The organism is Streptomyces sp. NPDC127038, assembly GCF_042725875.1.
Lineage (GTDB): Bacteria > Actinomycetota > Actinomycetes > Streptomycetales > Streptomycetaceae > Streptomyces.
In genome coordinates this window covers 63,033-88,636 of sequence record NZ_JBHXDQ010000010.1, presented here as the reverse complement: position 1 = coordinate 88,636, position 25,604 = coordinate 63,033, and the positions used below count along the sequence as shown (strand labels likewise).

The following is a 25,604-nucleotide window of genomic DNA, read 5'->3' as shown; positions in this document are numbered from 1 at the left end:
TACTACCTGCTGCGCCTCGGCCGGACCCCGCCCGCCAACGTGCGGGCGCCCTCACTATCCGCCACGGTCCCCCCCCCACCCCCGCCCCGTGGGGGGTGGGAGGCGGGCCGTGGCCGGCCGTCCGGCCGGCCACAGACGGCGGCCCCGGAGCTCTCACCCTCCGAGGCCGCCTGACCAGGAATGGGAGTTCCTGTGGCTGACAGCATGACACGCCCGATCACGACCGATGACGCCCAACGACGTCTCGAGCAGCACCTCCTGGCCGTCGTCCGCGACCAGGACGCCCGGATCCCCTACGAGCGGCGCGCACCGCGCACGCTGGCGGAGATGCGCGCTCGCCTCGCGGCCGCCAGCCCCACCACCGGGGAGGTGACGGCGTGACCGCCGCCGTCGTGCGCCTCACCGAGCAGGAGAAGGCCGAACTGTCGCGGAAGGTCAAGGCAGTCAACAAGCGGTCTGAGGATCGACCTCGGTGATGACCAGGGACGACCTGTTCGACCGGTACCAGACTGCGGCCGCCGCGCACCGCACCCACCGCGACGCCTGTACGCCGTGCTCCGACACCAGCCGCTGCCCGACAGGCCAGCAGCTGTACGAGGTGTTCGCCCGGCTGCAGGACGCCTACCTCAACCGCCAGCGCCAGCAACGGCGTTGACCCCCCACTCTTCGGGAGATCCAATGCTATTCGAGACCACCTACCAGACGTTCTCCGGGCCGGTTCTGCCCGCGATGCGGACCCGCTTGAACGATGACGAGGCGCACCGCACGATCGCCGCGAACCTGCTCGCGGGGTCCGAGCCGGTCGTCCACACCAAGGACGCCCGGGGCGAGCAGCTGCGCACCCGCGACGGCCGTCCGCTCACCGTCGTCGCGATGTACCGCGACGGCCTGGCCAGCGTCATGGAGCTCGTGCACGTCTGACCCCGCCCGGTTCGACGCCGCCATTCTGTCGGCTGCCTGACCCGCACAGCCCGGCCCGCCGCACATCTGCGGCGGGCCGGGCTGTGCGCGGTCCAGGGGAGCCGCGCAGCCGCGCGACCAACTCACCTTGCTGGGAGGCCTCGATGCCCGTCCCCACCGTCACCGCCCCGTCTAACCGCACGCCGTCCTCACTGTGTTTGCACGACTCGCTGTGCCCTTCGGCGGACAGCCCGGACCGGGAGGCCGCCGCCGTGGTGGTCGCCCATCCGGAACAGGGCTGGTCGCTGCTGTGCAACGCCGTCGTGCTGTTCGAGGACACCGGTGAATTGCTCCCCGACGGCCGGGTCATCGCCCCACACCGTCCCGTCTTGGTCCTGGTCTGACGGTTGCCTGATCCGCCCACGCCGACTGCCGAACCGCTGGCGGTCGGCGCGGACGGTGACGGGGAGCCGGACAGCCCGGACCGCTGTGAGAGGAGCAGCCGTGCACGTCAGCACCCGCAGTCCCGCCCCCGTTACCAGGTTCGAGCGGGGCCAGTTCGTCCTCTACCGCGATCCAGAGATGTTCTGGACTGGGCAGGCCGGACACACCTTCGTCTGCCGTGTCGACCGGGGCTGTATAGGCGGCACCTACGACTTGACGCCGTTGCCGTCGCGCGCGCCGATTGTGTCCGCGAGCCCGGAGTACATGCGACTACTGCCGGCCGTCGACGCGATGCGCGACATCGACACCGCGCCCCTGCACACCGACGGCGCGGTCGACGACATGACGGCGGCCGCTATCGCCTGGCTGATCCAGCAGCATGCGACCGCCAACCAGCAGGCGGACCTGCCTGGCGAGCGTGACTGATTACCCCACCCGTGAACCACCGCCCCTGCCGGGGGCGGTACCCGACCCGGAAGGAGGCGGCGTGTCCGCTCGAACTCGTAACAGGCCCACCGGCCGCCAGAAGCCGACGGCAGCCCGACCGACTGCGCAGCCCGCCGCCTCCCCCGCCCAGCAGACGGAGGTCGATTTCGTGGCGCTGGCCCGCGTCGCAGACGCCCGGGACCGGTCCGTCGACGTGATCGACGTCGCGCGCGAGCAGGCAGCCGCTCTCCAGGCAGCGGCCGAGCGTGCGGCCGCGCGCACTGTCGCCGAGACGCACGACCAGGTCACCGCCCTGATGACCGACGCGCAGAACCGCGCTGCTGGCATCACCGCCGACGCCGACTTGGCGGCCAGCGCACAGCGGTCGGCGGCGAAAAGCGAGGCGGAGGCGGCGCGCGGCGAGGCCGACCGGCTTGTGGCGGAGGCCCGCGACCGCGCTGCCGCCCTGGTGGCACAGGCCCGTGAGCAGGTCGTCGATCTCACCGAACTGGCAGCCACCGACCGCGAAGCGACCGTCAAGGCGGTGGCCGAACTACGACGCCTGGCGGAGGCCGATCTCACCGAGATCAGCACGCTGGTCGACCAGCGTCGCAGCGAGGCCAGCCAGATCCTGGCCCGCGCGCAGGAGCAGGCCGACGCCCTGGTGGCCGCCGCCCAGCGGGAGGTCGACCAGGCCCACGAGCGGTTCGCCCAGCTCGCGGCGACGGCGGCCGAGCAGTACGACGGCCGCCGCGCTGAGGCGGAGGCTCTGTACGCGGACGCGGTCAGGGCGGCCGACGACCGTCGCCGCGAAGCGGACACCTACGTCGCCGCCGCCCACACCGACGCGGAGCAGGCCCGCACCCACCTGCGCGAGAAGCTGCGCGAGCTGACGGACCAGTTCGACGCTCAGGCTGCCGCCAAGCGCAACGCTCTTACTGACGAGCTTGCCGGCCTCAAGCAGGCCTGCGACAAGCAGCGCGAGCGGCTGCGGGACGAAGCCAAGACGGTTGCCGCGCAGCTACGGGAAGCCGCCCACAAGGAAGCCGACCGCATCACCACCGACGCGGCGAAGAAGGCCCGCAGCATCACCGAGCGGGCGCAGGCCGACGAAGCCCGCGGTCGTCGCCTGCTCGACGAGGCCAGGGAAGCGAAGAAGGCCAACTCCCGCCGCCACGACCGGCTGGCCGGTGTCAGCCGCAAGGCATGGAAGACCGCCCCGTGGATCGCCCTCGCCGCCGGCGTCGGCCTCGCCGCCTCCGGCGAGTACGAGCTGGCCTGCATGGTAGGCATCAACACCTACGTCGCCCCGCTGCTGCCCGTCAGCATCGACGTCTACTGCGTCACCGCGTTCCGCGCCAAGCGGGACATCCCGGCAGCACTGACGCTCATGGCGTCAGCCAACGTCACCTACCACCTGACCGAGCAGTCCGGCATCGTCCAGCAGGGCCACGCCGCACCGTGGCAACTGACCACCTTCGTCGTGCTGATCTTCGTGGCGGTCATCTGGCGCGTCCACTCACTCATGCACGACGACCGTACAGACGGACACGACGGTACGGATGCCGCGGACAGCCGTACCGGTACAGGCTCCGGAAACGGAACGACCGCCCGTACAGGTACGCACAGCCGTACAGACGCCACGAACGTTGCACCGTCCAGTCGTACGGGCACCGCCAGCCACGACCAGTACGTCACTCACGGCTCGGTACGGCCGAACGGTGAGGGCATCGGACCGAACGGTACGAACCCTGTACGCCCCACCTCCCACCCGCCGCACAACGACAGCGAGGAAGTGGCGGCGACCAGGCCGTACAGCGACCGCACAGGCGGCGTACACACCACCCCCCACAGGGGACGGCGTACAGGTACGGCGACTGCAGCGCGTACCGGTTCGGCCAGCGCAGCCGCACAGGGGCGTACCGGTACGGTCAGCGCCCGAACACAGGTCGGCGGTGACGGCGTACCGGCTGCCCGTACAGGTACGGCTGCCACGCCCCCTCCCGCAACCGGAACCGGCGGCACGGCGGCGGGCGCAGACCGTACCGGTACGCCTGTACGGACCGACGACGAACTGCTGCTCCTCGTACAGGACCTGCCCCGAGACGCCGACGGCTTCGTCACCCTCTACCAGGCCCGCACCAAGCTCTCCGTCAACCAGCCCCGCGCCGTACGCCTGCTCTCCAAGGCCGGCCTGCTGCGCCCTGAGGACGCGGACAAGCACCTGAGCTGAATCACCCGTCCGGCACACACCAGTGAGGGCCAGCCCATTCGACCTGGGCTGGCCCTCGCCGTGACTGCCGGAAGCCAGTCGACAGCCCCCAAGTACAGCAAGCAACCCGATCCGGAGGAATCCCCAGGTGACCACCAGCAAAGACATCTCATCCCGCGTCACGCATGGCGTGCAGGCTCTGGCCGTTCCGGGGCAGCGCGAGGGCTGGCAGGCCGCGCACCGCGGCAGCCTGCTGAACGACGCGCAGTCCTACGACGGCCTCGCCGACGCCCTCCAGGCCGACGTGAAGACCCGGCGTCTGCCCGGTGACCTGCCCTTTGGCCTGTCGGCCGCCTCCAGGGCCCGTAAGCGCGCCAAGCCCCTGCGGGACGCGGCGCGAGCCCTGCGCAAGGCCGCCCGCGCCATCAACTCCACGGCGGCCGCGTACGAGGAGACCATGCCCGAGACCGTGCTCCAGCGCCGCAGGGACAAGGAGCTGGCCAAGGCCGACAGGAAGGCGTCCCTGCACGCCGCGGCCCGAAACAGCGCCGAGCAGACGCTGCAGCGGCTCGCCCCGGCCGGACAGGACGACGACCAGCCGGGGGGCGGCGCCCCGAAGCTGCTCGGCGACTTCTTCGGCCAGCAGCGGCGGGGCGCCTGATGGCCGCCGGCCTCTCCCCGCGGCAGGCCGCGCACTGGAACCGCCGATTCGAACAGGCCCGTTCCGAGGGTCCGGAAGCCTTCTTCCGGGCCTGGCACGACCTGCTGAAAATCGGCGCGCTCCAGAAGGTCAAGCGGACCGGCGACCACGCCACGTTCAACGCTCTGTCGCAGGAGCTGGAGCGTCTGTACCGCGCTCACTGCCAGTGAGCATCATCGTCATCATCACCGTCATCATCACCGCCCGAGAGTCCTTGACCGGGGGTCCCAACCACGTGTACGCGTACGCGTGCGAGGGCGCCTCTTGCTGTCACGGACGGTTACCAGGAAGGGAGGGGTCGTGTCCGACGACGAACGCCCGGACAACGTCCTCACACTCCCCCGGATCGGCTCTGCGCCGCCTCCGGATCTGCCCCCCGCACCCGACCTCTCCGCCCCCGCTCCCGCCGATCCCGGCGAGGGCGGGGGCGTTCGAATCTCACCGTGGGACGCCCCCGACATCCCGCACGCACCGGCCGCTCCGGACGGGGCGGCGGTACTGCGCAGCGAGGGTGCCGACCCGCCCGGCACGCCTGATGCGGGTGCACCCCGCGCGGGCGCGCTCTCGCTCGCGGCGATCCTCGCCATCGCTCTCGCGGCGTTCGAGGGCATGCAGACCTGGGTCAAGGAAGCAGTCCCGCTAAGGGCCGAGGCGGCCCGCCACCGCCGCGAGCTCGAGCTGCTGGCCGCGAAGGCGAACGCCGACGCGCACCGGCTGGGAGCCGAAGCGTCTGGGGTCCGCCGCCGTGGTGTGCCGTCCGGCCACGACTACGGCCGCTCGGTGCTCGGCAGCGGAACCGGTGGCGGCCGGGGCAGGGGCGGCGCCGGGACGTCCGGCCGCGGCAACGGCAGTGGGGGCCTTGGAACGGGCCCGGGTGTTCGGCCCGGATCGGGACGCGGCAGCACGCCGTTGGGCAGCCACAACGGGCCCGGCCGGACCCACGGTCCAGGACGAGGCGGCAGTTCCGGCAGCGGGAGCTCCGGCAGCAGATCTGGCCGGAGCACCTTCGGAGGCTCAGCAAGCAGCACCCGCGGCGGCGCCGGCTCCGGGAACGGTTCCCGGGGCGGCGGGTCGTGGGGCAGTGCTCGTGGTGGCGGTGCCGGATCCAGCGGCGGCGCCTCGGGCGGGTCGGGCGGGAGCTCCGGCCGCCGGTCGGTAGGCCGCAAGGTCGCCGACTGGTGGTCCAAGGGCAAGCAGAGCAGCGGCACTGGCGGTGCCAGCGGCACTGGCGGTTCGTCCGGCGGCAAGGGCACGGGCGGCGCGCACACTGCTGCCACGAAGGCTGCCGTCCGCAATGCCGTGAAGGCGGCAAAGAAGGGTGGTCCGACGTTCTGGGATGCCACCGGAGACAAACCGTCGGCCCGCTGGAAGGACCGGACAGGCCCCGTGAACGGCGGCTCCGGCCGGGCCGCCGGCACGGGACCCGGACCGGTCAACACCGGCTGGACACCCGGCGGGCGCACCACGTTCTGGCAGGCCGTACACGAGACGATCGACGGCCGCTGGAACAAGCGCCGCGCGGACTGGAAGGCATCCGGCGGCCCCCGCCGCCAGCGGACCAGCCCCCGCAAGCCTTCCGCACCCGACCCCAGCAGCACCGGCACCAGCGCCCCGAACGCCGGGGCCTCGTCCGGTGACTGGGCATGGCAGTGGGCGCGGGCGTCGGCGTTCGACACCGGCGACGACCCGGTCACCGTCACCGTGGAGCAGGCCGGTCCGGCCCGCGGGCACGGCACCCGCTGGGAGCCCACCCCGATAGCCCCGGCCCGTCCGCAACTGCCACGCGCACCTCAGCGTCCTGCCGGCACCCGGCCGGGCACCACTCACAGAAGGGACCCCTTCCCTATGCCCCCATCCGCATCCGGCTCCGTCCAGGTGACGCCCCCGCCCGCGAACTCGATGGCCGGACGGCACGCCACCGAGATCACCCTGGACGGCGCTGTCAGTGCTCTGTCCCGGCTCACCATGGCCGGGATGGAAACCTACGACGACGCACAGGCGCTGGCCAAGCAGGCCCGGCGGCTGCTGTCCGAGCTGGAGGCGATGGGCAACGACCTGGCCGTCACCCACAACGTGCTCGGACCGCGCACCGTCCGCCGCTTCGCGGTGCTGATGGAGAGCGTCGGGATGCTCCTCGTCAACGCGAACCGCGCCGCCAAGTCCGCGCTCGCCGCGGCGGAGCTCGCCGAGGCTGAGGAGGCGGCGATGGAGCGGGACTACCGGCCCACTCAGATGGCGGCCGTCGACGCCGGCCTGGCCGCGCCCAGCGCCCGCATCCACAACGAGAACTGACAGGGAGACAGACAGTATGGGAGAGATCGCTTCCGCCGTCGCAGCCGACGGCGCCGCCAACGGCTACCAGGCTGTTGGCGCCAAATTCACGGCCCTGCAGAGCGCGGCAGCCGACCTGTTCGAGCATGCCGAGCGGCTCGCGCAGCGGATGCGGGCCAACGCCAACGCGGCCCTCACGGTCGCCGAGCTGTGCGCGGCCGCCGAGGCCGACCCGCGGCACGTGGCAGCGGTTGCCGAGGTTGGCGCAGCCTTCGGGCAGGTGTCCGGCGAATGCACGCGGCTCGTGTGCTCGGCCGAGCAGACCCACCAGGCCACCGCTGACGTCCAGGCGGCCCACCAGGCGGAGTACGGGGCCGTCCACGAGGCTGCCACCGCATCCAAGGCCCGCCAGGCCAAGCCCGGCTTCTACCGGCCCGTCTGACCGCACCTTCAGCTCGATCTTTTGTGGGGCTGCACCCGATCCGGGTGCAGCCCCACACCGTTTCCTCTCACTTCGGAAGGACTGATCTGCCGTGATGCGCAGGATGCCCACGCGGGCGAAGGCCGAGCTGGGCGCCTACGGGGTGTCCTCCGCAGCACTCGCCATACTCCCCAACCTCCACCAGCCGGCCGCCCACCTCGCGGCGGCCTTGATCGGCGGCGCCAGCATGTGGCGCCTGTACCGGCAGACCACGACCGGCGACTTCCGCCGGACCGTGCGCAGCGCACAGCGCCTCCTCGGGCCGATCACCGGCAGCGCCGTCTACGCCGCGGCCGCCATGACCCCGGGCAGCCGCTGGTGGGAGATCCCCCTCGCGCTGGGGTGGGGCGGGCTGATGTCCGCGTGGCTGCCCGCCGCCCGTTCCACCTGGACGCCCGGCGACATGGTGGGCGCTGCCTACCCGGCCGGGTTCGAGGGTCTGGTCATGCGCCTGTGGGACCAGCACCAGGTCGCCCCGGACACACACCTGGAGAACATCAGCCAAACGATCTCGCCGTCGCATCCGGACTTCGCGTGCGAGATCGTCGCCCCCCAGGGCACCCCGGTGGGCCGCATCGAGGAAGAGACGATCGCCGCCGCGTTCGGTGTGCCGACCCTCGCGGTGTCCATGACCGAGACCAAGCACGGGCCCGGCCGTATCCGGCTGACCGTCGCCCCGACCGGCGAGAGCAGCCGGAGCATCGAGTCGCTGTGGGAGCAGCTGGTCGCCCAGCCGAGCGGCGCGATCCCCGGCAGCCGCGTCCTGCGCATCGAGCAGCGCCCCGCACAGGGCGGCATCCCCGCACGCGGCATGATCCTTGCCGAGGTCGAGCCGGGGCAGGTTGCCCGGGTCGGCTACGAGAAACTGTGCACGGCGTTCGGGATCAGGTCGGAAGAGATGCGCCTGGTTACCGAGACGCACGGCAACCAGGTTCTGGTCACGGTGTACGAGTCGGCGCCGCTCGCCACCGGCCGCAAGGCCACCCGCGAACTGCTGAGGCTGGACGCGTACGGCCGGTACACGATCGGCACTACCCCCGACGGCCGCGACGCCAAGGTCCACATGCGCTCCGCGTCCGGCACGCTGCACGGCTTCCTGGTCGGCGTCACCGGCTCCGGCAAGACGGTCACGCTCGCGCTGATGTGCGCGGCATGGGCACTGGCCGGACTGGCGACGTGGGTGACCTCCGCACGCCCCGACGCACAGATGTCCGCCGTCGGCCGCCACGTCGACCGGCAGGGCGCCAGCGCCGTCTTCACCTGGTGGATGCTGAAGGCGGCCATCGCGCTGATGGACCTGCGGGGCGAGATCAACGCCGAGACCGGCCACGACTTCTCCGCCCACTCCCCCTACCCGGGCCTGATCCTGGTCCTCGACGAGTTCAACTCGCTGGTCGGTGACGACCTGCTGGGCGACGACATCGCGTTCATGACCGACGTCATCGCCCGCGAGGGCCGGAAATTCGGCATCGGCGTGGTCTTCGCCGGACAGTCCCTGAACCTCGAAAAGCTCGGTGGCGCCGCATCCCTGCGGGACCAGGTGCAAGGCGGTATCGGCGTGGTCCTGAGGATCACCGGCGGGATCGCCGCCCGCCAGGCCACCGGCGGACTCGCAGGCGACCACGACCTCGCCCCGATCCCCGACCGGCTCGGTGCCCATGTCTCCCTGCTCGACCGGATGATGGGCACCGCACAGGACATCCCCGGTGCCGCCACCCAGGGCATGGGACACACCGTCACCGGATCCGCCGCGCAGATGATGCGCACCCTGTGGGCGAACCTTCCCGACGACGGCAGCCCCGACGGCCTGGGGGAACTGTTCCCCGAGGACGGCATCTGCCAGCTCACAGAGCGGGAGACCGAGCGCCTTACCGAGCTGGGACTGTGGCACGACTGGACCATGCAGCCGGCCACCGGCAAGGAGAAGTCCGATGGCGAAGATGGCTACGGCGACGGCGACGGCGACAGCTACGGCGACGAGATCGGCGTGTTCGCGCCCCCTCCGATCGTCCAGCCCGCCCGCACCAAGGCGCCCACGGTCAAGGAGAGGATCCTGGCCGCTGTCGACCGGGAGATGACCGCCAAGGAGGTCCGCGAGCACGTGGACGCCGCCGCCGGCACCATCCGCAACGCGCTGTCGGACCTGGTCAACGACGGGCAGCTGCGCCTGGTCGACCACGGGGTCTACGGACCCGCTGCCTCCATCGCCCCTGCAGAACACGGCAGCGCGGGCGCCAGCGATCTGCAGAGTGGAGTCGACAGCGAACTGCTGCTGCTGGCCGCGGAACTCGTGGTCAGCACACGGTTCGGATCGCAGTCGATGCTCCAGCGCAAGCTCCGGGTCGGATTCGCGCTCGCCGGCGCACTCCTGGACGCGCTGGAAGAGCGCGGCCTGGTCGGCCCGGCCGACGGCAGCAAGGCCCGCGAGGTCCTCGTGCCCACCGGCGCCGACGATGACGTACTCCGCGAGCTGCGCGCCGACCTCGAACACGTTCTGCAGGACTGACACCACACAACAGGGCCCAGGCATCCCGCCCCGGCCCCCGTTCACACGCCGTTGCCGGTCGGCCACCCCGACCGGAGCAACCCACCAAGGAGACCTCGTGGTCCTTACCGTGTCCGCCGCCGTACTGCTGGCCGTCGTCGTGATCGTCCTGATGAAGGGCGGCTACGTGCGGTTCGGCTCCATGCTCGCCTGCACCCTGTTCGGGTTCACCCTCGCCTCAACTGGCCTGGCACCCCTCATCAACAGCACGCTCACGTCATTTGCCCACATCGCTGCCAGCCTCTAGACCCGCAGCGAACGACGCACCGGCTCTGACCGACAACATCAAGCCGGAGTCCAGGGGCTGTACGGAGTCGTGCAGGTTCCCCCGCACGACCAGCAGTCGAACGTCTCCGGATCCTCGAACCGGTTCCCCCAGAAGCCGGTCCGTCGGCAGAACACCACGTTCTCCTCATGGCACCAGCCGCACACGAACACGAAATCCACGCCGCTCCTCCCCTATGGCTGCCTGCCTTCAGGCTGCCGTCATGGCGACTAGGCAGCAACAGGCCAGCACGCCAACCCCGTTGACGCCACGACCCTGGCGCCGCCCGCAGGACACCCGTTCCTGCCGAATTGCCAGGAGCCCTCGATGCCCACCAAACCGCCCGCGCCCCCTACCGATCCTGCTACGCAGCCGACCATCTCGGCTGCCGCACCGCTGTCCCTCGAGGAACGCCTCGCCCTCGTCAACACCGCGATGAGCGAGCGACTGAACGAGGCCGCCGTCGCCTACGAGGTCAACACCGCCCACATCGACACCCAGCCCCTCGACCTGGCCGACATCGTCACCGGCCCCATCGACACCGGACCCGCTCGCCTGCCGGACTTGTACGCGACCCCGGTCGCGGCCGTCCTGCAGCGCGCCCACCAGCGTCTCGTCACCGGCGGCTGGTGCTCCGGCGCGCTCGTTGACGCCGACGGTGCCCGCTGCATGCTCGGAGCCATCCGCATCGAAGCCGGCGGTGACCGCCGCCTGGAAGCCGATGCCGCCAGCGTGCTCCTGGACACCATCCGCCGTCACTTCGGTGACGACGTCGACTCCGTGCCGTCATTCAACGACGCCCACGGCAACGGCCGCGTGCCGCTCCGCATGCTCGGTCAAGCCGCAGGCCTCGCCGACGCCCGCAGCCTCTGAACTCCGCTCTCCGGGCCCCTGCCTCGCACCCGAACCCATCCCGGTTGGGTGCGGTCCAGGCCGCCCAGCCTGCCCCGCTGCTGTCCTGCATCCCACCCGCCGCACCTCGGCAGGCGGCGCCCGTCTACTCGCCCGCGTTCTGGAGGACCTTGCTGATGCTCATCCCCCGCCCGCGCCGCCGGATCGGCCGGCCCCGCCCACAGCGCCCCGGCCCCCGCTATCCGCTGCCCCAGCGCCAGCTGCCCGGTTCCTGGAGCAAGTGATGGCCGACCAGGACTTGGTCGACGCCGACCCACACGCCCCCGACAACGGCGCCTTACCGGTCTTCCGGTGGAAGCAGGCCGGGCGCGACAACCTCGCCACCCGCCGCCAGCTGCGCCAGATGGGACTGCGCCCCGGCGGCCAAGAACCCGTCGCCCGGATCGAATGCCGCGGCGGTCGACGTTTCGCGTGGCTGTACCGGATCGACCTGGCGAAGCCGAAGCTCCCGATGACCCTCGCGAAGGAAGCCGCACTCGACAGGGCCATGGCCAAACGCCAGACGTGTCCCGGCCCCTGCGGCCGGCGCTATACCCACTGCCTTCCGCTCAAGACCCTGGGGTCCTGCCTGGAGTGCTTCGACGGCACGCCCGCCGACCCCGCTTCCTACATCGCTCCCTCGGCCAAGCACCTGCTGGCTGCCTGATCCGAGAGGACCACCGCTCATGTGCACCGGCGTCCCCACCGCCTGCTGCTCGATCCCGCTGACGCGACCACCCACGGCCGGCTTCCCGGCCTGCTCCTCGCCGCCATCGTCCCGCTCACCGTGGCGACGGCCACAGCCGCACTCCGAGCCGGTCACTGACGACTGCACGCGGGCCAGCACCGCATCACGCCCTCGCCCCGGCCCTGCCGCTCCTCGACTTCCGGAGTGCGGGCGGCTCATGGACCGGCGGCGCGAACCCGGACTTGGAGGCGTGCGCCTGCTGGGCGAAGCGGCCCGAGCTACGCATCCGGCTCCTGCCCATCCCGACTTGGCCGGACCAGCCGACGTTCTGAACAACCCGGCCTTTCCTGGCGCAGCCCCGCGACCCCGTGCGGGCCGGGCTGCACGAAGGACCGGCAGTCCGGCCACCGACACCCCACGACCCAGGAGAGACCCAATGACCGAGACCCTGCACGCCCCGGCCCGCTCCTACGGCGCGCACTCCCCGCTCGCCTACCTCCTCAACCTCGCCGGCGAGGCTGCTCAGGTCAGTGACCAGGAGCAGCGTGAAGAAGCCGAGACCGCAGTCATCCACCACCTCAGCCGCTCCTACCCTTACTCCCTCGCCCAGGCCATCGACGTGATGGCGTGGCAGGGCTACCCGGCCGTGCGCGGGCCTCGAGGCGTGATCTGCGAGGCGTCAGCGGTGGCCTGGCTGGACGGCGGGCTGTGGCTGCACCACACCGTCCGCAGCATCGAGAGCGACGGCGCGCTCGATGTGCTGACGCTGATCGTGCCGTGCACCTGCGGCCGCGGCTACACCGACATCACGCTCGACAGCGAGGACATGCTCATGGAGCTCCTCACTGAGCTGCGGCCCACCCACGGTCAGTCGGTGCACAACGGCGCCCTGCTCGACTGCGCCATCGTGCCCGCCGCCGCGCAGATCATCGACCTCTGACCGGTAGACACCGTGTGCCCACGACCGCCACTTGTCGGCGGCCGTGGACACGCGGTGTCCGCCGGTCACCCGGACCAGGCGACTGCGCCCTCCTTTGGAGGTCACCGTGCCCCTCCTCCGCCGTTCTCTGGTCGACGCTGCTGCCGCACGCATCGGCTGGCGCCGCACCTACAGCACCCCCGCGCAGATCGACTCTCTGCTCAGGGAGCAGGCCAAGACCGCCTACCGCAACGCCCCCGACCACGCCGCTCTTGCCACCGTCAAGCACGACACTGCCCTCGCGGTGCAGCCCGGCGTCCTGGACGTCCGCGGCCGCGTCCTGGCCGACGTCGTCTACGTCGAGGGCCTCCTTGCCGGCGCCCGCGCCCGCAGTCTGCCTAAGGAGCTCATCCAACGCCTGGAGGATGTCGTCGACCACGGCCACGAGCTCGCGTTGCTGCTCGCGGAAACCGTCCGTACCACCGCCGCTGTGCACGCGAACAGCAGCGTCGAAGCCGCCTCGGACAGCTGAGGGCTGCGGGATCCGGGGCGGCCGGCAGCATCGGCTAAGGCGCGTCAACCGCCCCGGACACCCCCCATCCCGTCACGAAAACGGGGAGCACCACCCAGCATGCCCGACCCCCGGTCGGACCGAACCTAAATGATCAAGACGAAAGGCGCACCCCCAACGCCTGGACAGCACGGGGTGCGCCTTCCTCATGCCCGCCCCGAAGAGGGCAGAACAGGAGCCATCATGCCTGCCGCGACCCTGTTACGTCAGCGGTCCCGCACACTGATCGCCGCGGCCGCCGTGCCGCTCGCGCTGGCCGTGCTGCTCGCGGACGACGTTCGTGTACGCCGCCAGCTCGACACCGCCCGCCGCGACCCCCTGGCCGGCCTGCCCGGCCGCGACACCCTCAAAGCCCACACCGAGCGCCTCGCCCGCACCCATCGCGAACACCTGCACGTCCTGGTCGCCGACGCCGACGGACTGAAAACGGTCAACGACACCCTCGGCCACGACATCGGCGACACTCTCATTGCCACCATCGGCCGCCGCCTCGGGGCGTGGGCCACCGCCCGCGGCGGACTCGCCGCGCGCCTGGGAGGCGACGAATTCGGTGCGGCGCTGCTCCTGCCCCCGGCCGCGACAACCCAGGAACTGGCCCGGCTGCGCGATCTGCTGGAACAGCCGCTCGACATCGGAGGGCACACGCTGCGCCCCGCCGTGTCCATCGGCACCGCCCGTGCCGCCGACCTGCCCGACACGACCGAACCCGCCCGGCTCCTGCGCGGAGCGGACATGGCCATGTACCGCGTCAAGACCCGCCAGCAGCAGCCCGGCTACCTGGCCACCCGGCATGACGCCTACACGCCCACGGTTCACGGGCGTCGCCCGGGCCGCCCCGGCACGCACCTGCCCGTCGGATGAGCGCGCCTGCTCGGCGACGGCGCAGGACGTCACCGTTATGGGAGCCCGGCCTCATCCCGGTCCCTGGCCAGCTCCTGGACTGGCGGGACAACCGGCACTTCGACGGCTGGCAGGACCTCGCCTGCGTGCTGTGCGAGCAGCCCACCCCGATGCGCTCCCACTTCGGCGAGCCCGTCCACAAGACGTGCGCGGAGAACTGGATCAGTGCCAACCCGACCGAGGCGCGTCTCGGCAGGTTCGCCTCAGACATTCAGCCCAAGCGCGCACGCGACAACGACCACGCCTGACCACCCCAACTTCCGAGGAGAGCCCTGCCATGAGGCGACTCACCGACACCCCGCAACCTGGCATCCCTTTTCCCTACTCCCCCACACCCACCGCCTGCCGCACCACCCCAGGGCTTTTCGCCTACGACATGGGTGACTCCGACCAGGCACGAGCCGAACAGGCCAAGCTCGCCTGCGCCACCTGCCCGATCGCGGCCGCCTGCCTGAAATGGTCCCTCGCCAATCCGGAACTGACCAAAGAAGGTGTCTGGGCAGGCACCATCCCCCGACAGCGCAGGACGCTGCGCCGCCGGCTCGCTGACCGGCTCGGGAAGGACTGGGCTGCCGTGGTCGCCGACCACGACCAGCGCCTGCGCGAGCAGCGCGAGGCAGCCCGGCACACCCCGCTCCCCGTCAGCCAGGCCTGCCTCGTGCGCGTAGACCATGACCTGAACGGGCCCACACCGCGGCACCACACGATCACCCCCGGCAAGGAAGAGCGCAGCCAGTCCCGGCCGACTGCCGGCGTCGCGTAGGAGGACACAGTCATGGACAACCTCCCGATAGTCCTGGACGGGTACCTGGACGACCAGACCCTGCCCGACGACGTCCACGGCACCACCACCGGGTTCCAACTGGTGGTCTCCCCCACGGAAGACCGCATCGACGAACTCGTCATGCCCTGCCACACCACTGACCCCGCTCTCACACACACCGTGTTGCACGAGCTGGGAACCAGCGATCTCCTGCGCGTCGCCGGACACCTGCGGCTACCGCGCAGTCCCGGCGACGGACTGCGCCTGCACGTCACAGCCATCGCCGTGCTGGAGAGCGGATGCGACACGGCGAGCGTCGAAATCGAAGACGACCTGGCCCCGGAATCGCTGTCCGATACGGGCAGCATCGAGCGATACGGCGCCTACCAGGTGTGGCACGACCCCGACACCGGCCGCAGCAGCATCTGGCACACCACCGGCCAGTGGGTCGCCGATACCGACCCCGCGGGCCTCGGCCCCGCCATCACCGCGCACGAGACCACCAGCAGCCATCGCCCCGACACCGAATAGCCCCACCGTCCAGTTGGTGACGGCTCATACCCACGCGTCAGTTTCGCCACGTAGTCCTGCGAAGCACGAACAGGGACCGTCCACCGCTCCGACGGCCCGCCCGGCGGCCTGATGATGCGCGACCCGCGAGCGTGTCCAGCAGCACGGCATCTGGTCGACTCCGACCGCGCACCGCCGTGGTACAGCCCCGTGAGACCCCACGGCAGGGATAGGGGCCACAGAGCGGGTACACCAACCGGCCCATCTGAGGGCCACCGTCCGACCACACCCCCACCACAGCCCCAACCAGTCAACGTGTTCTCGGATCGTGACCAATGGTCGGGGCTTTTGGACGCCAGTTCGGTCGGGGCCACGAGGTGAGCTGATCGGACGACCAGAGGCTCCTGAGAGTCACTCCGCCCTGGTAGTGCGCAGCCCCGACCGCGGGTCCGATCTCGCCGGCGTGTGCCGGCCGTGGGCCCACCAACTGCGCCACGCGCAAACGCCTCCTGCCTGCTGCACGAAGCCTTCGCCCTGATCACCGACCGCCGGGCAGCGCCTCATCTGGGCTGCCCGCCCTCTCGATCTGCAAGGAGTCTCCGCATGGCCGAGCTGATCTACCCCGAGATTCCCGAACACAGCCTGCTGGTCCTTATCGGCCCGTCCGGCGCCGGGAAGACCACGATCGCGGGCACCTGGCCCGCCTCGCAGGTCCTGTCCCTGGACGCGCTGCGTGAGGTCGTCAGCGATGACGCGGGGGACCAGGACGCGACCGACGACGCAGTCGCCGCCCTCCACTTACTCCTGGAAGCGCGGATGCGCCGTCGGCTGTTCACGGTTGTCGACGCGACGAACGCGACCCGAGCGGCCAGGCAACCGCTGGTCGCCGCCGCCACGCGGCACGGCATGCTGCCGATCGCAGTCATGGTCGCCACCCCCGGCAGCATCTGCATCGAGCGGCAGAGCCTGCGGCCGGCCAACTGCAGGGTTCCCGACGCCACGGTCCTCATGCAGCGCAAGGACATGGTCGACGCGCACCAGACCCTCAAGGCTGAGGGCTTCCCCGAGGTCGTCTTCTCCGACAGCCTCTACCGGCTGCTGCCGTTCCTGGAGCGTCTGAGCCAGGCCCGGCAGGCTGACCTCGGCCGGGACGGCAGCGACCTCGTAGCCCGGGTGTTCGGCGAGGAGATCGTGCCGCTGTGGCAGTGGAAGCCCGGCTGGAACATCGCCGACGGCGACCGCGTCGCCCAGATCCGCCTCGGTCAGCAGCACCTCACCCTCGCCCTGCGCACCAACGCGGACGGCGAAGGCGACATCGAGTTCGACGTGATGGTGCCGTGCCCGCACGACGACGAATGCGACGGCCACGCATGGGTGCCCGTCTACAGCGTCACCTGCCTGTTCCGCGCGCTCAACGGCGACTTGGACGACCTCAAGGACGTTGTCTGCACCGTCCACGGCCCGAACAACGACGACGACCAGGACGCCGACCCCGAAGGTCGCGCCGACCTCGAAGCACAGGCCCTCGACGCAATCCGGGGCTGAGGGCCCTCCGTGCTGCCCCGGCGCGGGCTTACCGCCAGGCCGGGGCAGTCGCGGTGGTCCCTCACCCCCGAGCACAGAGAGGAGTTGGACGTCATGTACCTGCGCCTGCCCATCTATGAGGTCGACGTCCCGATACACGACACCAACCACCCAGACCGGCGTGGCCTGCACATCTTCACCGGCGCCGCCGACTCCCCCGCCGCTGCCCTACGGCGCGCCCACGATGTGTACGACGCCGCGCTCGCCGCGCAGCGGGCCGGACTTGAGATCCCCGGCAAGGAGCCGGACAGCTGGGGAGCGCGCGGACTGAGGCCCGGCTGGGAGCCGGAATGGCCCGCCGCGCGGGCCGGCCTCTGGAACAACCCCGCCAGCTGGACAGCTCGCCGCGGCGACCTCGCGCAGTAGCTCCACCCCGGGACAGGCGCACCTCGGCTTCCAAACCGGTCCGCCTGCCCCGGGCCCACCCATCCCACACGAGACGAGAGAGACCTCAGTATGTCCATCGACCAACTCGCCACCTACAAGCCCGTGGCATTGCCCGGAGGGTCCGTACAGCAGGCCGTCGCGCTGACCCTGCTGCGCGACGGCTACACCGAGCGCAGCATCCGGACCCGCACCGGCATTCGCTCCATCGAGCTGTACCCGCTTGCCGCCGCCCACGGCTTCTCTGCCCCGCACGGCACTCCCGAAGGCGCGGCCTGCCACCAAGCGGCAGGCGACGACGGCTGCACGGCGTGCGACCTCGTGCAGGCCCGCGAGGATGCCCGCACGCGAGCCAAGCAGCGCAGGACGCTCACGCCGACAGCACGCGCCCGCCTCCTACAGGACCGGCGGCCTGCCGCACGACGATGAGCCGCCTCCGGCGCACCCAGCGCGCCCTCGAGGACGCTCCGGCGATCTCCGGATGCCGCCCGCACCCGGCAGCCTCCTGGACTGGCACGACCCCTGGCACTGGCACACGAAGCGCCGCGCACGCTGTGCCGCCAGCCCATGCAGCCTGTGCTCCCACGCCGGAGAGCCCGTGCACAAGGTCTGCGCCGAAGCCCGGCTCGCCGCCCACCCCGACGATGTCAGCGGCGGCCGCCTCCTCAACGACCAGCCGCGCAACAGGTCGAACACCCACGCCTCACACCTCCCGTTGGAGGACCCCATGAGCAGCACCCAGCGCAACGACAACCACACCGCCCTCGCCTACCCCGAGCCGCCCGCCTCCTCGCTCTGGCACCACCGTCGCGCGCAGGCCCGCCCGCTCTCCTCCGAACAGCAGCGCCGCAACCGAGAACTGTTACTCCTCGCGCAGTACGCCCCCCGGCCCCGCGCCCCTCACCCCATGGAGACCCTGGCGGAGGCCAGCTGATGGACACCATCCACTGCGCCATCGACGGCTGGGTCGACACGATCCCCGTCCCCGGCCCGCACGGAACCGTCTCCTTCGACCTGGTCGTCCGGCTCGCCGACAACGACGCGCTCGACGACGCCCCCGACACGATCATCACCTGTACCAGCAGCGACCCCCGGATCACCCACGAGCTACTGAACGGCATCCAGCCCGGCGACCTGCTCCGCGCGACCGGCACCCTGGTCCAGCCGCCGGCGCCCGGCGAGCCCGCCCGGCTCACCGCCGACGCCCTGGAAGTCCTGGAGACCGCGCTGATTCCAGTCCTCTCGGACATGGTGATGGACCGCCACGGCGACTACTGCGTCGTCTTCGACGCCGACCGCGACCAGGTCCCCGTCTTCAACGAGTACGGGCAGTGGGTCGGCCTGGCCGACAACCCCGACGCCATCGCCACCCTCATCGACATCCACGAGCGCGTGAACGGTGGCGACGCCTGATAGCCACCACCAGCAGGCCCGCACGGTCCTGGAGCCGCCCACTACACCCGCCACGGCGAAGGCACCGAACACGATCCGAGCGGCCAGCCCTCCGCGGCACAGCGACCCAGTCACGTCAGCCGCTTCACCCCGCAGCACCGAGGCTGCCAAGCAAGCAGACACATGAGACAAACCCATGCCCCGCATCACACTGAAGATCACGCCGCTGCACCCGGACGGCAGCGTGTGCACTCACGCCGTCCGACCCTCCGGTAAGCCCCGCGACCCACTCTCCGGCTGCCCCGGCCGACAGGGCTACGCCGTGGAGTGCAGCGCGTGCGGAAGGGTCGGCACACCGCACACGCTGCGCGTCCTCGCCGAACCCGCACAGAGCGCCCATCGGGACAGCCACAAGACCGCGCCCGCCCCGGCCAACCGCTGACCGTGCCCGGCCGCCACGACCACCACGGTCACGCCGGCCCCCAGCGAACAACGAGGACCGATGCCCGACAACACCTTCGAGCAATTCGACCGACGCATCACCGACGTCACAGCCCAACTCACCGCCCATGGCATCCCGCTCACCACCGCGGCGCCACAATCCCCCGACCCCGCCGACCTATGGGCCAGCATCCACTCCACCCCAATCGACCGATCCACCCTGGCCTGGTGCACCGCCGCACAGATGCTCGCCGACCACCAGCACAACGACATCACCCACCAAGTCCCCGCCGCCGACGCCCTCCTACGTGAACTCGGAGTCCCCGGCCTTGCAGTCCTTCACCGCGACCTGAACCACGGCTCCCCGATCGACTACCGGCACACCCGATGCCCGTACTGCGCCGGAATCGGTGAAGACCCCACCCGGCCAACCTGCCAGGACCTCGGCTGCCCGTCATGGCACATGGACAACGGACACGAGCACCTCTGCCCGGTCTGCCACGGCGCCGACCACCAGCCCAAGCAGGTCGCCGGCGAAAGGATCCAGGAACTGGAGGACCTACTGGCCAGCACCAGCAGGCAGCACAGGACCAGCCGCACCGCGAGCTACGGTGCGCGGCCTCGAAACCGACGGCCGCGATGGGAATTACCCAGAATCCGCCGTGCATTCTCCGACCGCCCCGCACCCACTGAGAGGACTCGCATGCCCACCACACCAGACACCCCCTTCGCTCAAGGCCGGCCGACGATCGTCGTGCTCTGCGGATCCACCCGCTTCTGGAAGCAGTTCGCCGAGGCCAACCTGTACGAGACGGCCGCCGGCCGCATCGTCCTCGCGCCCGGCTGCAACCTGAAGGAACCTCACCCGCTCTGGGACGATCCCGATCGCGCCGAACAACTCAAGCAGCAACTGGACTACCTGCACCACTGCAAGATCGACCTCGCCGACGAGGTCCTCGTCGTCAACCCCGGCGGCTACATCGGCGAGTCCACCGACCACGAGATCGCCTACGCGAAGCGTCTCGGCAAGCCCATTCGCTACACCCACCCCGAGGAAAGCGGCGCCAGCCGTGGCTGACCCAACCACGGCACTCACGTCTCCGCTGCCCCAACCAAACTAGCTGCTTGAGAACCTCACAAGGCCCTTGCTGCCCGGACGCTGTCCGGACAGCAAGGGCCTTTTTGCGTTTCACGTCCCCGCCAGACCGTGCGAGCAACGGCCGCACGGACAGAGTGGCGTGTCTTCCCAGCTCATAAGCCTCAAACAGCGGTGGCCTGACGCGGCCAGCAGCCGGACTCGGCTTCAAAGACGCCCTCGACCTCGGGGGGCGCCGCGGGCACCTACACGGCACCTGCATCCTGATTCACAGAATGTGAATCAGGATGCAGGCAGAATCAGACCATGGCACGCCCTTCACGCTCCTCGGCCTCTCCGACGAGGCCCTTGCTCAAGCCGCCGGTACGCATCGGAAAGCTCAACGCCGCGGCGTTGGTCGGGGAACTGCGCCTACTGCACGAGGAAGCGGAAGACCCAGACCTCCACCGGATGCCAGAAGACGACGAGATCTTCGGCGCCCTGACGTACCTGGAAGCTCATGCCAACGTGCTCAAGAAGGCGCACGCCAGAAGGAAGGCCGCCATCACACGGGTACTGCTGTGGCAATACATCCGCGAACAGGCAGACATCCACCAGTCGAAGGCCATCGACGCCGCACGAGAAGCGAAGGCCGAGTGGACCCAACTGGCACCCGCCCTCGCCGTGAACACGGCCAGTGCCGCCTACAACAAGGCACTACGCCTCCGAGCAGCGGCACTCCCCCACTCTCCCCACACTGAGCCGGCTATCCGGCGTACGCCAGAAGCCGTCCTCGAAGCCCAACGACTGGCTGCCGCACGCCTGGGCTCCGAACGGCGCGCCCAGCAGGAAGCGGCCCGACGACACCGACTGCTAGCGCCTGTCGCGTCCCGGCTCCTGCAACACCGAGCCGGCCTCGACGACGGCCAGGACATCACCTACTGGCTCGACGAGATCGAGGCTGTGCTCCCATCCTGCGATACCCCAACCCAACTCGTCAGCCTGTCAACCTACGTGAAGGCCGTGATCCGGGAGATAGCCAAGGCCGAGCGTGGCGGCCTACGCTCTGCCCTCAGGACGGAGGAGGCGTCGCTCGCCTACGCGGCAGCGGTTGAACTTGTGACGCGGACCTAAAGCACGGCTGGCGTCTGTCTCCGCGATCACAGCGCCGCCGCTGCCGCTCCGCCTCACCCACACTGCTACAAATTGACCCGCGTCGAGCCCGCACGAATGGGACCCTGCGAGCATGGGGCACTATTCGTATCTGATCGCCGGTGAGCACCAATTCCTCTACACCCGAGACCACTACAACCATGAACTGGCCGCGCTCTTCAACGAGGCCGACCGCGAATTCGTTGCAGCTGACGACAAAGAGGTCATCGCGGACGACGACTGGGACACGACCGCATGCGAACTCGGGTACTACACCACTGTCAAGGCTCTACGACAGCGCCTGAGCGTGCAGGGATTCACCTCGCATCGCGCCCTCGCCGACCTGGCAGACGGCCTGGAGCACTGGCGTAAGACCTACGACAGTCAAAGCGAGCTCCGGGAAGAGCAAGCACGCGGCGAGAACCAGTTCCCGACGGCCGTGCGCCCCCCGCGTGAGCCCGCCGAACTCCTCACCGCTATCGGCGAGGCAATCCGCCCGCACCGGCCGGCCAAGTCGTTCACTACACCCCGCGACTACTTCCAGTACGAGACCGGTTTCAGCGAGACCACCAGTGACGTGGAAGAACTCCGCTGGTTCATGGAAGAGCGCAGCCTCATACGACTGATCATCGACCAAGCCGCCGACGACACACGGGTCGGAATGGATCTCAGCGCACTGACTGGCTGCTGCGTAAACCTGGACACGTCCCAACCCATCGCAGGACCAACACGCGAACGCCAGCTCACGGCACTCCCCGACAACGCGCCGCTGATCGTGCTCGTTGAAGGAAGTAGCGACTCCAGGCTTCTCACCGCTGCGATGCACGTAACTCATCCACACCTTGCTGGCTTCGTCCGCTTCATCGACTACGTGGGAACGAAGGCCCGCGGCGGGGCTGGAGCGCTCCCGACCATGGTGAACGCGTTCATCGCGGCCGGCGTCGCAAACCGCTTCGTTGCCGTAGCAGACAACGACACGGGCGGCCATGAAGGGATCGCCAAACTGAAGAGACAGAAGCTGCCGGTGGGATGTCAGGTGCTGCACTATCCGGAGCTGCCATTGCTGGCCAGCTACCCGACTGTCGATTCCCCGTCCTCAACTGTGTCGTTGACCAACGTGAACGGCGTTGCCGGCTCCCTGGAGATGTATCTCGGCGAAGACATCCTGACGATCGACGGCACGTTGACGCCAGTCCACCTGGGTACGTTCATTCCAGCTGTGGGGCGCCGTCAGGGTTCAATCTCAAAGTCGCACAAGAGCCTGGCGCGAGAAGCCTTCCTGCAGAAGGTCAAGAAGGCGCGGCTGGCGCATGGCGACGCCACGGGTGACTGGAGCGGCGTGCGCGCCATCATCGACAGCATCGTCCACGCCTTCGAGGTCCCGTCCTCCTGAGCCCAGGGCAGTGACGAAGCCATGAAGTGAGCCTTGACAGATCTGCGGGGGGAGCGCGGCCGCGTGAAACCTCCAGAGGGCGGTACGCGAGCGGCAAGGGCATCCAGCGCGGCTTTGCCGAAGCGGTGAGACCCGAACATCCCCAGAGTGGGCAGATATCGGACATTTGGTGGCGGAGTGTCGAGTCGTGGCTGCCCGCGTCTCGTTTTCAGTGGAAACGAAGCGCCGGTCGATGGCTGGCGTTTCCAGTGGAAACGCTAGTCTCAGCGCGTAACTGCCTGACGTCGTCCTGGAGTAACAATGGCCGGTCCCATGAAAAGGCCCGCACGTAAAAGCACAAAGCCTGTCGAATCGAAGCCAAGTGCCCGCGAAGCGCTCTATGAGGACAAGGTTCGCAGCGGCGACGTCTTGGAGCTTCCCCTGACGAGCCTGTGCCCCAATCCCTTCAACAAGCGACAGATGAGGGGCATCCCGGAACTCGCTGCGACCATCGCCGAGGTCGGGCTCCTCCAGAACATCGCCCACATCCGTGCTGAAGTGTGGCTCGCGCAGTACCCGGAGACCCGCGAGAAGATCACCGCCGACAACGTGATCCTCTTCGGTGAGCACCGGTGGCGCGCCTTCCAGCACCTGCAGCGATCCGTCATCACAACCCAGCTTTGTGATGACAAGGTCAAGGACGCCCGGCTCATCACCCTCATCGAGAACCTCCGCCGAGCACAGCTCAGCGTCCTCGAAGAGGCCGAGCACTACCAGGCCCTCAGGAACGAGGGACTCTCCTACGAACAGATCGCGGAGAAGGTCGGCGAGACCGCCGAAGGATCCATCTCCAAAGGCACGGTGTGGAAGCGCGTCAAGCTCCTGGAGCTCGATGAGGTCGTCCTCGGTGAACTGCACGCCGGCAACCTCGCCGTGAGTGCCGCCGAGAAGATCCTTACCCTTCCCGATCCCGTAGATCAGCGGGACGCCCTCAAGCTCATCCAAGGCGGCATGCACTCCGTCGCCGCCCAGTCGCAGATCCTCAGCCGCAAGCGGCCTGCACCCGAGGTGCGGGAAGGCGCTGGGGAAGAGCAGAAGACCTCAGAAGTCACCGTTTCCACCGGAAACGATGAAGACTCCAAGGGCGGCAGCGCCAACGCGCAGAGCGTCGTTTCCAGTGGAAACGGCAAGGCGGCTCCCCCACGCCAGCGGCAGAAGGAAGAAGCCAAGCCCGCCGCAGACCAGTTCGAGGAAGACCGAGCCAAGTCGGCCGCCAGCCGGGATGCCGCAATCCAGCAGCTCCTGGAACAGGTAGACCTCGCGGCCCCGGAGACCAGCGAGATGCTCGTCCAAGTACTGACGGCCGCGACACTCGCGCCCCCGCAGCAAGGAGCTGCACAGCAGCGAGCTCTGGCATGGCTGCGCCGTGCCGGTCGACACGAGCTCGACGAGACCCGTGCCAGCGCCTACTTCAACGCCGTTCTGGACTCCGGCAACGAGAACTTGCGTCGCCTGGCCGCCTTCGCATGCGCTCTTGCTGCCTGCGAGCTACGGACATCGGCCAGGCGCCAGTCCTGGGGATCCCGCGAGATCGCGCATGTGAAATTCCTGCAGCAGTACGCCCTCTACATCCCTGAGACGAGCTGGGAGCAGAAGGAACTCGGCCAGCCCGTCGCAGCTGGAGCCAACCGATGAAGACCACAGCCGTCGACAGCCGCTTCCGTCCCCGCGGTCGCAACTGGCCTCTCCTCTTCGCCTGGCTCATCGCCTGTGGCGGCTCGACCAAGACGACATCGTCGACGTCGGTGGCCGTCACCATGGCCCTGCGCGGCTACAAGGGCGTCTTCTGGGACCTGGACGCCAACATGTCCGGCACCCGAGTCCTCGGCTACACCCAGGAAGATCTGAAGGACCGGAAGACCGTCATCGACCTGATCAGCGGCGAGGCCGCCTTCGATGAAGTCGTCCTCCCTGCCCGCTACTGGGTCGGTGAGGACGAGACCGGCTGCAGTCTCTACGAGGAAATCCCCAACCTGCGGCTCATCCCCAGCGATCCCAGTCTCTCCGGCACGGACACCCTCATTGCGATGGACCCCGACCGCAACGACTGGTTCATGGAAGCACTGCACTCCTACGACGGTGATGACGAGGTATTCCACCTCGACTTCCCCGCCTCGTACGGAAAAATGGTCTACAGCGTGGCCCGCATGCTCGACGAGGACGACATGGTCATCCCCTCCGTGCGTGCCGACCCGAAGGACGTCAACCTCGTCCCGGACCTCATCGACGAACTCGCAAACATCCGCAACAAGAACAAGAACAAGAGGGCCGTTCCAGGCCGCCCCACCCTCAGCCACCTCCTGCTGACGGGAGCGCCCACCCCCAGCTACACCGAGGCCCCGGCGCGCCGCGCCGCCGAACTCGCCGTTTCCCTCTACGACGAACTCCTCCTGCCGTTCGTCCGCTACTCCGCCGACGCGAAGAAGCTGTACGAAGACACCTGCCCCCTGCCCATCCTTCTGCCAAACTCCTATCCGGCTGAGGACTACCGCAAGGTGGCGACAGCACTCGGATTCGTCCAGCGCTGAGAAGGACCGTTTCCACTGGAAACGCCACGGTGGTGGGGGCCGAGACGTCGTCTCGGGCCCCCCCACCAAAAAAAGGGTAATTGGGGGGGCCAGGGTAAGATGGTTTTTAAACAACAACCCCACAAAAACC

Annotated in this window: 33 protein-coding genes; 32 read left to right on the top strand and 1 reads right to left on the bottom strand. The window is 69.6% G+C overall.

Translation table 11 applies throughout. From position 1 onward, the window contains the following. Positions 1–204: 204 nt before the first annotated feature. From ACFWI4_RS10640 to ACFWI4_RS10585, 12 genes are all read left to right on the top strand, one after another. Positions 205–381, top strand: a complete 177-nt coding sequence (locus ACFWI4_RS10640) for a hypothetical protein (protein WP_387193461.1) — start codon at positions 205–207, stop codon at positions 379–381. Positions 382–475: 94 nt separating this feature from the next. Beyond that, positions 476–655, top strand: a complete 180-nt coding sequence (locus tag ACFWI4_RS10635; protein WP_387193458.1) for a hypothetical protein — start codon at positions 476–478, stop codon at positions 653–655. Between the two features lie 23 nt (positions 656–678). Beyond that, positions 679–921, top strand: a complete 243-nt coding sequence (locus ACFWI4_RS10630) for a hypothetical protein (protein WP_387193455.1) — start codon at positions 679–681, stop codon at positions 919–921. Between the two features lie 143 nt (positions 922–1,064). Beyond that, positions 1,065–1,304 (top strand): DUF5999 family protein, encoded by a 240-nt coding sequence (locus ACFWI4_RS10625; protein ID WP_387193452.1) that lies wholly within the window; start codon positions 1,065–1,067, stop codon positions 1,302–1,304. Positions 1,305–1,404: 100 nt separating this feature from the next. Continuing rightward, on the top strand, positions 1,405–1,770 hold the full coding sequence (locus ACFWI4_RS10620) for a hypothetical protein (RefSeq protein WP_387193449.1): 366 nt from the start codon (positions 1,405–1,407) through the stop codon (positions 1,768–1,770). A 61-nt stretch (positions 1,771–1,831) separates the two neighbouring features. Next, complete coding sequence (locus ACFWI4_RS10615) at positions 1,832–4,003, top strand: hypothetical protein (RefSeq protein WP_387193447.1); 2,172 nt, start codon at positions 1,832–1,834, stop codon at positions 4,001–4,003. Positions 4,004–4,130: 127 nt separating this feature from the next. Then, positions 4,131–4,643, top strand: a complete 513-nt coding sequence (locus ACFWI4_RS10610) for a hypothetical protein (protein ID WP_387193444.1) — start codon at positions 4,131–4,133, stop codon at positions 4,641–4,643. Next, positions 4,643–4,852: a hypothetical protein gene (locus ACFWI4_RS10605; RefSeq protein ID WP_387193441.1), complete on the top strand. Its 210-nt coding sequence runs from the start codon at positions 4,643–4,645 to the stop codon at positions 4,850–4,852. Before ACFWI4_RS10610 ends, ACFWI4_RS10605 begins: the two co-directional genes overlap by 1 nt. 130 nt (positions 4,853–4,982) lie before the next feature. After that, complete coding sequence (locus tag ACFWI4_RS10600; RefSeq protein WP_387193438.1) at positions 4,983–6,974, top strand: hypothetical protein; 1,992 nt, start codon at positions 4,983–4,985, stop codon at positions 6,972–6,974. A 16-nt stretch (positions 6,975–6,990) separates the two neighbouring features. Beyond that, positions 6,991–7,395 (top strand): hypothetical protein, encoded by a 405-nt coding sequence (locus tag ACFWI4_RS10595; RefSeq protein ID WP_387193435.1) that lies wholly within the window; start codon positions 6,991–6,993, stop codon positions 7,393–7,395. A gap of 94 nt (positions 7,396–7,489) precedes the next feature. Then, positions 7,490–9,940: a DNA translocase FtsK gene (locus ACFWI4_RS10590; RefSeq protein WP_387193432.1), complete on the top strand. Its 2,451-nt coding sequence runs from the start codon at positions 7,490–7,492 to the stop codon at positions 9,938–9,940. Positions 9,941–10,037: 97 nt separating this feature from the next. Next, a complete protein-coding gene (locus ACFWI4_RS10585; RefSeq protein WP_387193428.1) occupies positions 10,038–10,226 on the top strand; it encodes a hypothetical protein in 189 nt (62 codons plus the stop codon). Positions 10,227–10,264: 38 nt separating this feature from the next. Here the strand turns inward: ACFWI4_RS10585 and ACFWI4_RS10580 are convergent, their stop codons facing one another. Continuing rightward, on the bottom strand, positions 10,265–10,426 hold the full coding sequence (locus ACFWI4_RS10580) for a hypothetical protein (RefSeq protein WP_387193424.1): 162 nt from the start codon (positions 10,424–10,426) through the stop codon (positions 10,265–10,267). Positions 10,427–10,571: 145 nt separating this feature from the next. Between ACFWI4_RS10580 and ACFWI4_RS10575 the strand changes: the two genes are divergently transcribed. The 20 genes from ACFWI4_RS10575 (at position 10,572) to ACFWI4_RS10480 (ending at position 25,474) form a co-directional block, all read left to right on the top strand. After that, on the top strand, positions 10,572–11,117 hold the full coding sequence (locus tag ACFWI4_RS10575; protein ID WP_387193421.1) for a hypothetical protein: 546 nt from the start codon (positions 10,572–10,574) through the stop codon (positions 11,115–11,117). Positions 11,118–11,379: 262 nt separating this feature from the next. Then, positions 11,380–11,802: an RRQRL motif-containing zinc-binding protein gene (locus ACFWI4_RS10570; RefSeq protein WP_387193418.1), complete on the top strand. Its 423-nt coding sequence runs from the start codon at positions 11,380–11,382 to the stop codon at positions 11,800–11,802. Between the two features lie 21 nt (positions 11,803–11,823). Next, positions 11,824–11,961: a hypothetical protein gene (locus ACFWI4_RS10565; RefSeq protein ID WP_387193415.1), complete on the top strand. Its 138-nt coding sequence runs from the start codon at positions 11,824–11,826 to the stop codon at positions 11,959–11,961. Positions 11,962–12,259: 298 nt separating this feature from the next. Next, entirely contained in the window at positions 12,260–12,763 is a 504-nt protein-coding gene (locus ACFWI4_RS10560) for a hypothetical protein (RefSeq protein ID WP_387193412.1), read from the top strand. Positions 12,764–12,869: 106 nt separating this feature from the next. Then, positions 12,870–13,274, top strand: coding sequence for a hypothetical protein (locus ACFWI4_RS10555; protein WP_387193408.1), 405 nt, complete (start codon positions 12,870–12,872; stop codon positions 13,272–13,274). Between the two features lie 222 nt (positions 13,275–13,496). Beyond that, complete coding sequence (locus ACFWI4_RS10550) at positions 13,497–14,174, top strand: GGDEF domain-containing protein (protein ID WP_387193405.1); 678 nt, start codon at positions 13,497–13,499, stop codon at positions 14,172–14,174. Then, positions 14,171–14,461, top strand: coding sequence for a hypothetical protein (locus ACFWI4_RS10545; RefSeq protein ID WP_387193402.1), 291 nt, complete (start codon positions 14,171–14,173; stop codon positions 14,459–14,461). The genes ACFWI4_RS10550 and ACFWI4_RS10545 overlap by 4 nt, the downstream gene beginning before the upstream one ends. Before the next feature lie 29 nt (positions 14,462–14,490). After that, a complete protein-coding gene (locus tag ACFWI4_RS10540) occupies positions 14,491–14,976 on the top strand; it encodes a WhiB family transcriptional regulator (protein ID WP_387193399.1) in 486 nt (161 codons plus the stop codon). Between the two features lie 12 nt (positions 14,977–14,988). Continuing rightward, on the top strand, positions 14,989–15,507 hold the full coding sequence (locus ACFWI4_RS10535) for a hypothetical protein (RefSeq protein WP_387193396.1): 519 nt from the start codon (positions 14,989–14,991) through the stop codon (positions 15,505–15,507). A gap of 582 nt (positions 15,508–16,089) precedes the next feature. After that, entirely contained in the window at positions 16,090–17,031 is a 942-nt protein-coding gene (locus ACFWI4_RS10530; RefSeq protein WP_387193393.1) for an AAA family ATPase, read from the top strand. A 93-nt stretch (positions 17,032–17,124) separates the two neighbouring features. Then, entirely contained in the window at positions 17,125–17,436 is a 312-nt protein-coding gene (locus tag ACFWI4_RS10525) for a hypothetical protein (protein ID WP_387193667.1), read from the top strand. A 90-nt stretch (positions 17,437–17,526) separates the two neighbouring features. Continuing rightward, positions 17,527–17,883: a hypothetical protein gene (locus tag ACFWI4_RS10520; RefSeq protein WP_387193390.1), complete on the top strand. Its 357-nt coding sequence runs from the start codon at positions 17,527–17,529 to the stop codon at positions 17,881–17,883. 52 nt (positions 17,884–17,935) lie between these two features. Beyond that, a complete protein-coding gene (locus ACFWI4_RS10515) occupies positions 17,936–18,388 on the top strand; it encodes a hypothetical protein (RefSeq protein WP_387193387.1) in 453 nt (150 codons plus the stop codon). Continuing rightward, positions 18,388–18,867: a hypothetical protein gene (locus ACFWI4_RS10510; RefSeq protein WP_387193384.1), complete on the top strand. Its 480-nt coding sequence runs from the start codon at positions 18,388–18,390 to the stop codon at positions 18,865–18,867. Before ACFWI4_RS10515 ends, ACFWI4_RS10510 begins: the two co-directional genes overlap by 1 nt. A gap of 175 nt (positions 18,868–19,042) precedes the next feature. Then, complete coding sequence (locus ACFWI4_RS10505; RefSeq protein WP_387193381.1) at positions 19,043–19,288, top strand: hypothetical protein; 246 nt, start codon at positions 19,043–19,045, stop codon at positions 19,286–19,288. 702 nt (positions 19,289–19,990) lie between these two features. Further along, positions 19,991–20,365, top strand: a complete 375-nt coding sequence (locus tag ACFWI4_RS10500; RefSeq protein WP_387193664.1) for a hypothetical protein — start codon at positions 19,991–19,993, stop codon at positions 20,363–20,365. Positions 20,366–20,731: 366 nt separating this feature from the next. Further along, positions 20,732–21,496 carry a hypothetical protein gene (locus ACFWI4_RS10495; RefSeq protein ID WP_387193378.1) on the top strand — a complete coding sequence of 255 codons (765 nt, stop codon included), beginning with the start codon at positions 20,732–20,734 and terminating at the stop codon, positions 21,494–21,496. A gap of 112 nt (positions 21,497–21,608) precedes the next feature. Then, positions 21,609–22,907 carry a HEPN/Toprim-associated domain-containing protein gene (locus ACFWI4_RS10490; RefSeq protein ID WP_387193375.1) on the top strand — a complete coding sequence of 433 codons (1,299 nt, stop codon included), beginning with the start codon at positions 21,609–21,611 and terminating at the stop codon, positions 22,905–22,907. 300 nt (positions 22,908–23,207) lie between these two features. Next, positions 23,208–24,581 carry a ParB/RepB/Spo0J family partition protein gene (locus tag ACFWI4_RS10485; RefSeq protein ID WP_387193372.1) on the top strand — a complete coding sequence of 458 codons (1,374 nt, stop codon included), beginning with the start codon at positions 23,208–23,210 and terminating at the stop codon, positions 24,579–24,581. Beyond that, on the top strand, positions 24,578–25,474 hold the full coding sequence (locus tag ACFWI4_RS10480) for a ParA family protein (RefSeq protein WP_387193369.1): 897 nt from the start codon (positions 24,578–24,580) through the stop codon (positions 25,472–25,474). Before ACFWI4_RS10485 ends, ACFWI4_RS10480 begins: the two co-directional genes overlap by 4 nt. Positions 25,475–25,604 lie beyond the last annotated feature (130 nt).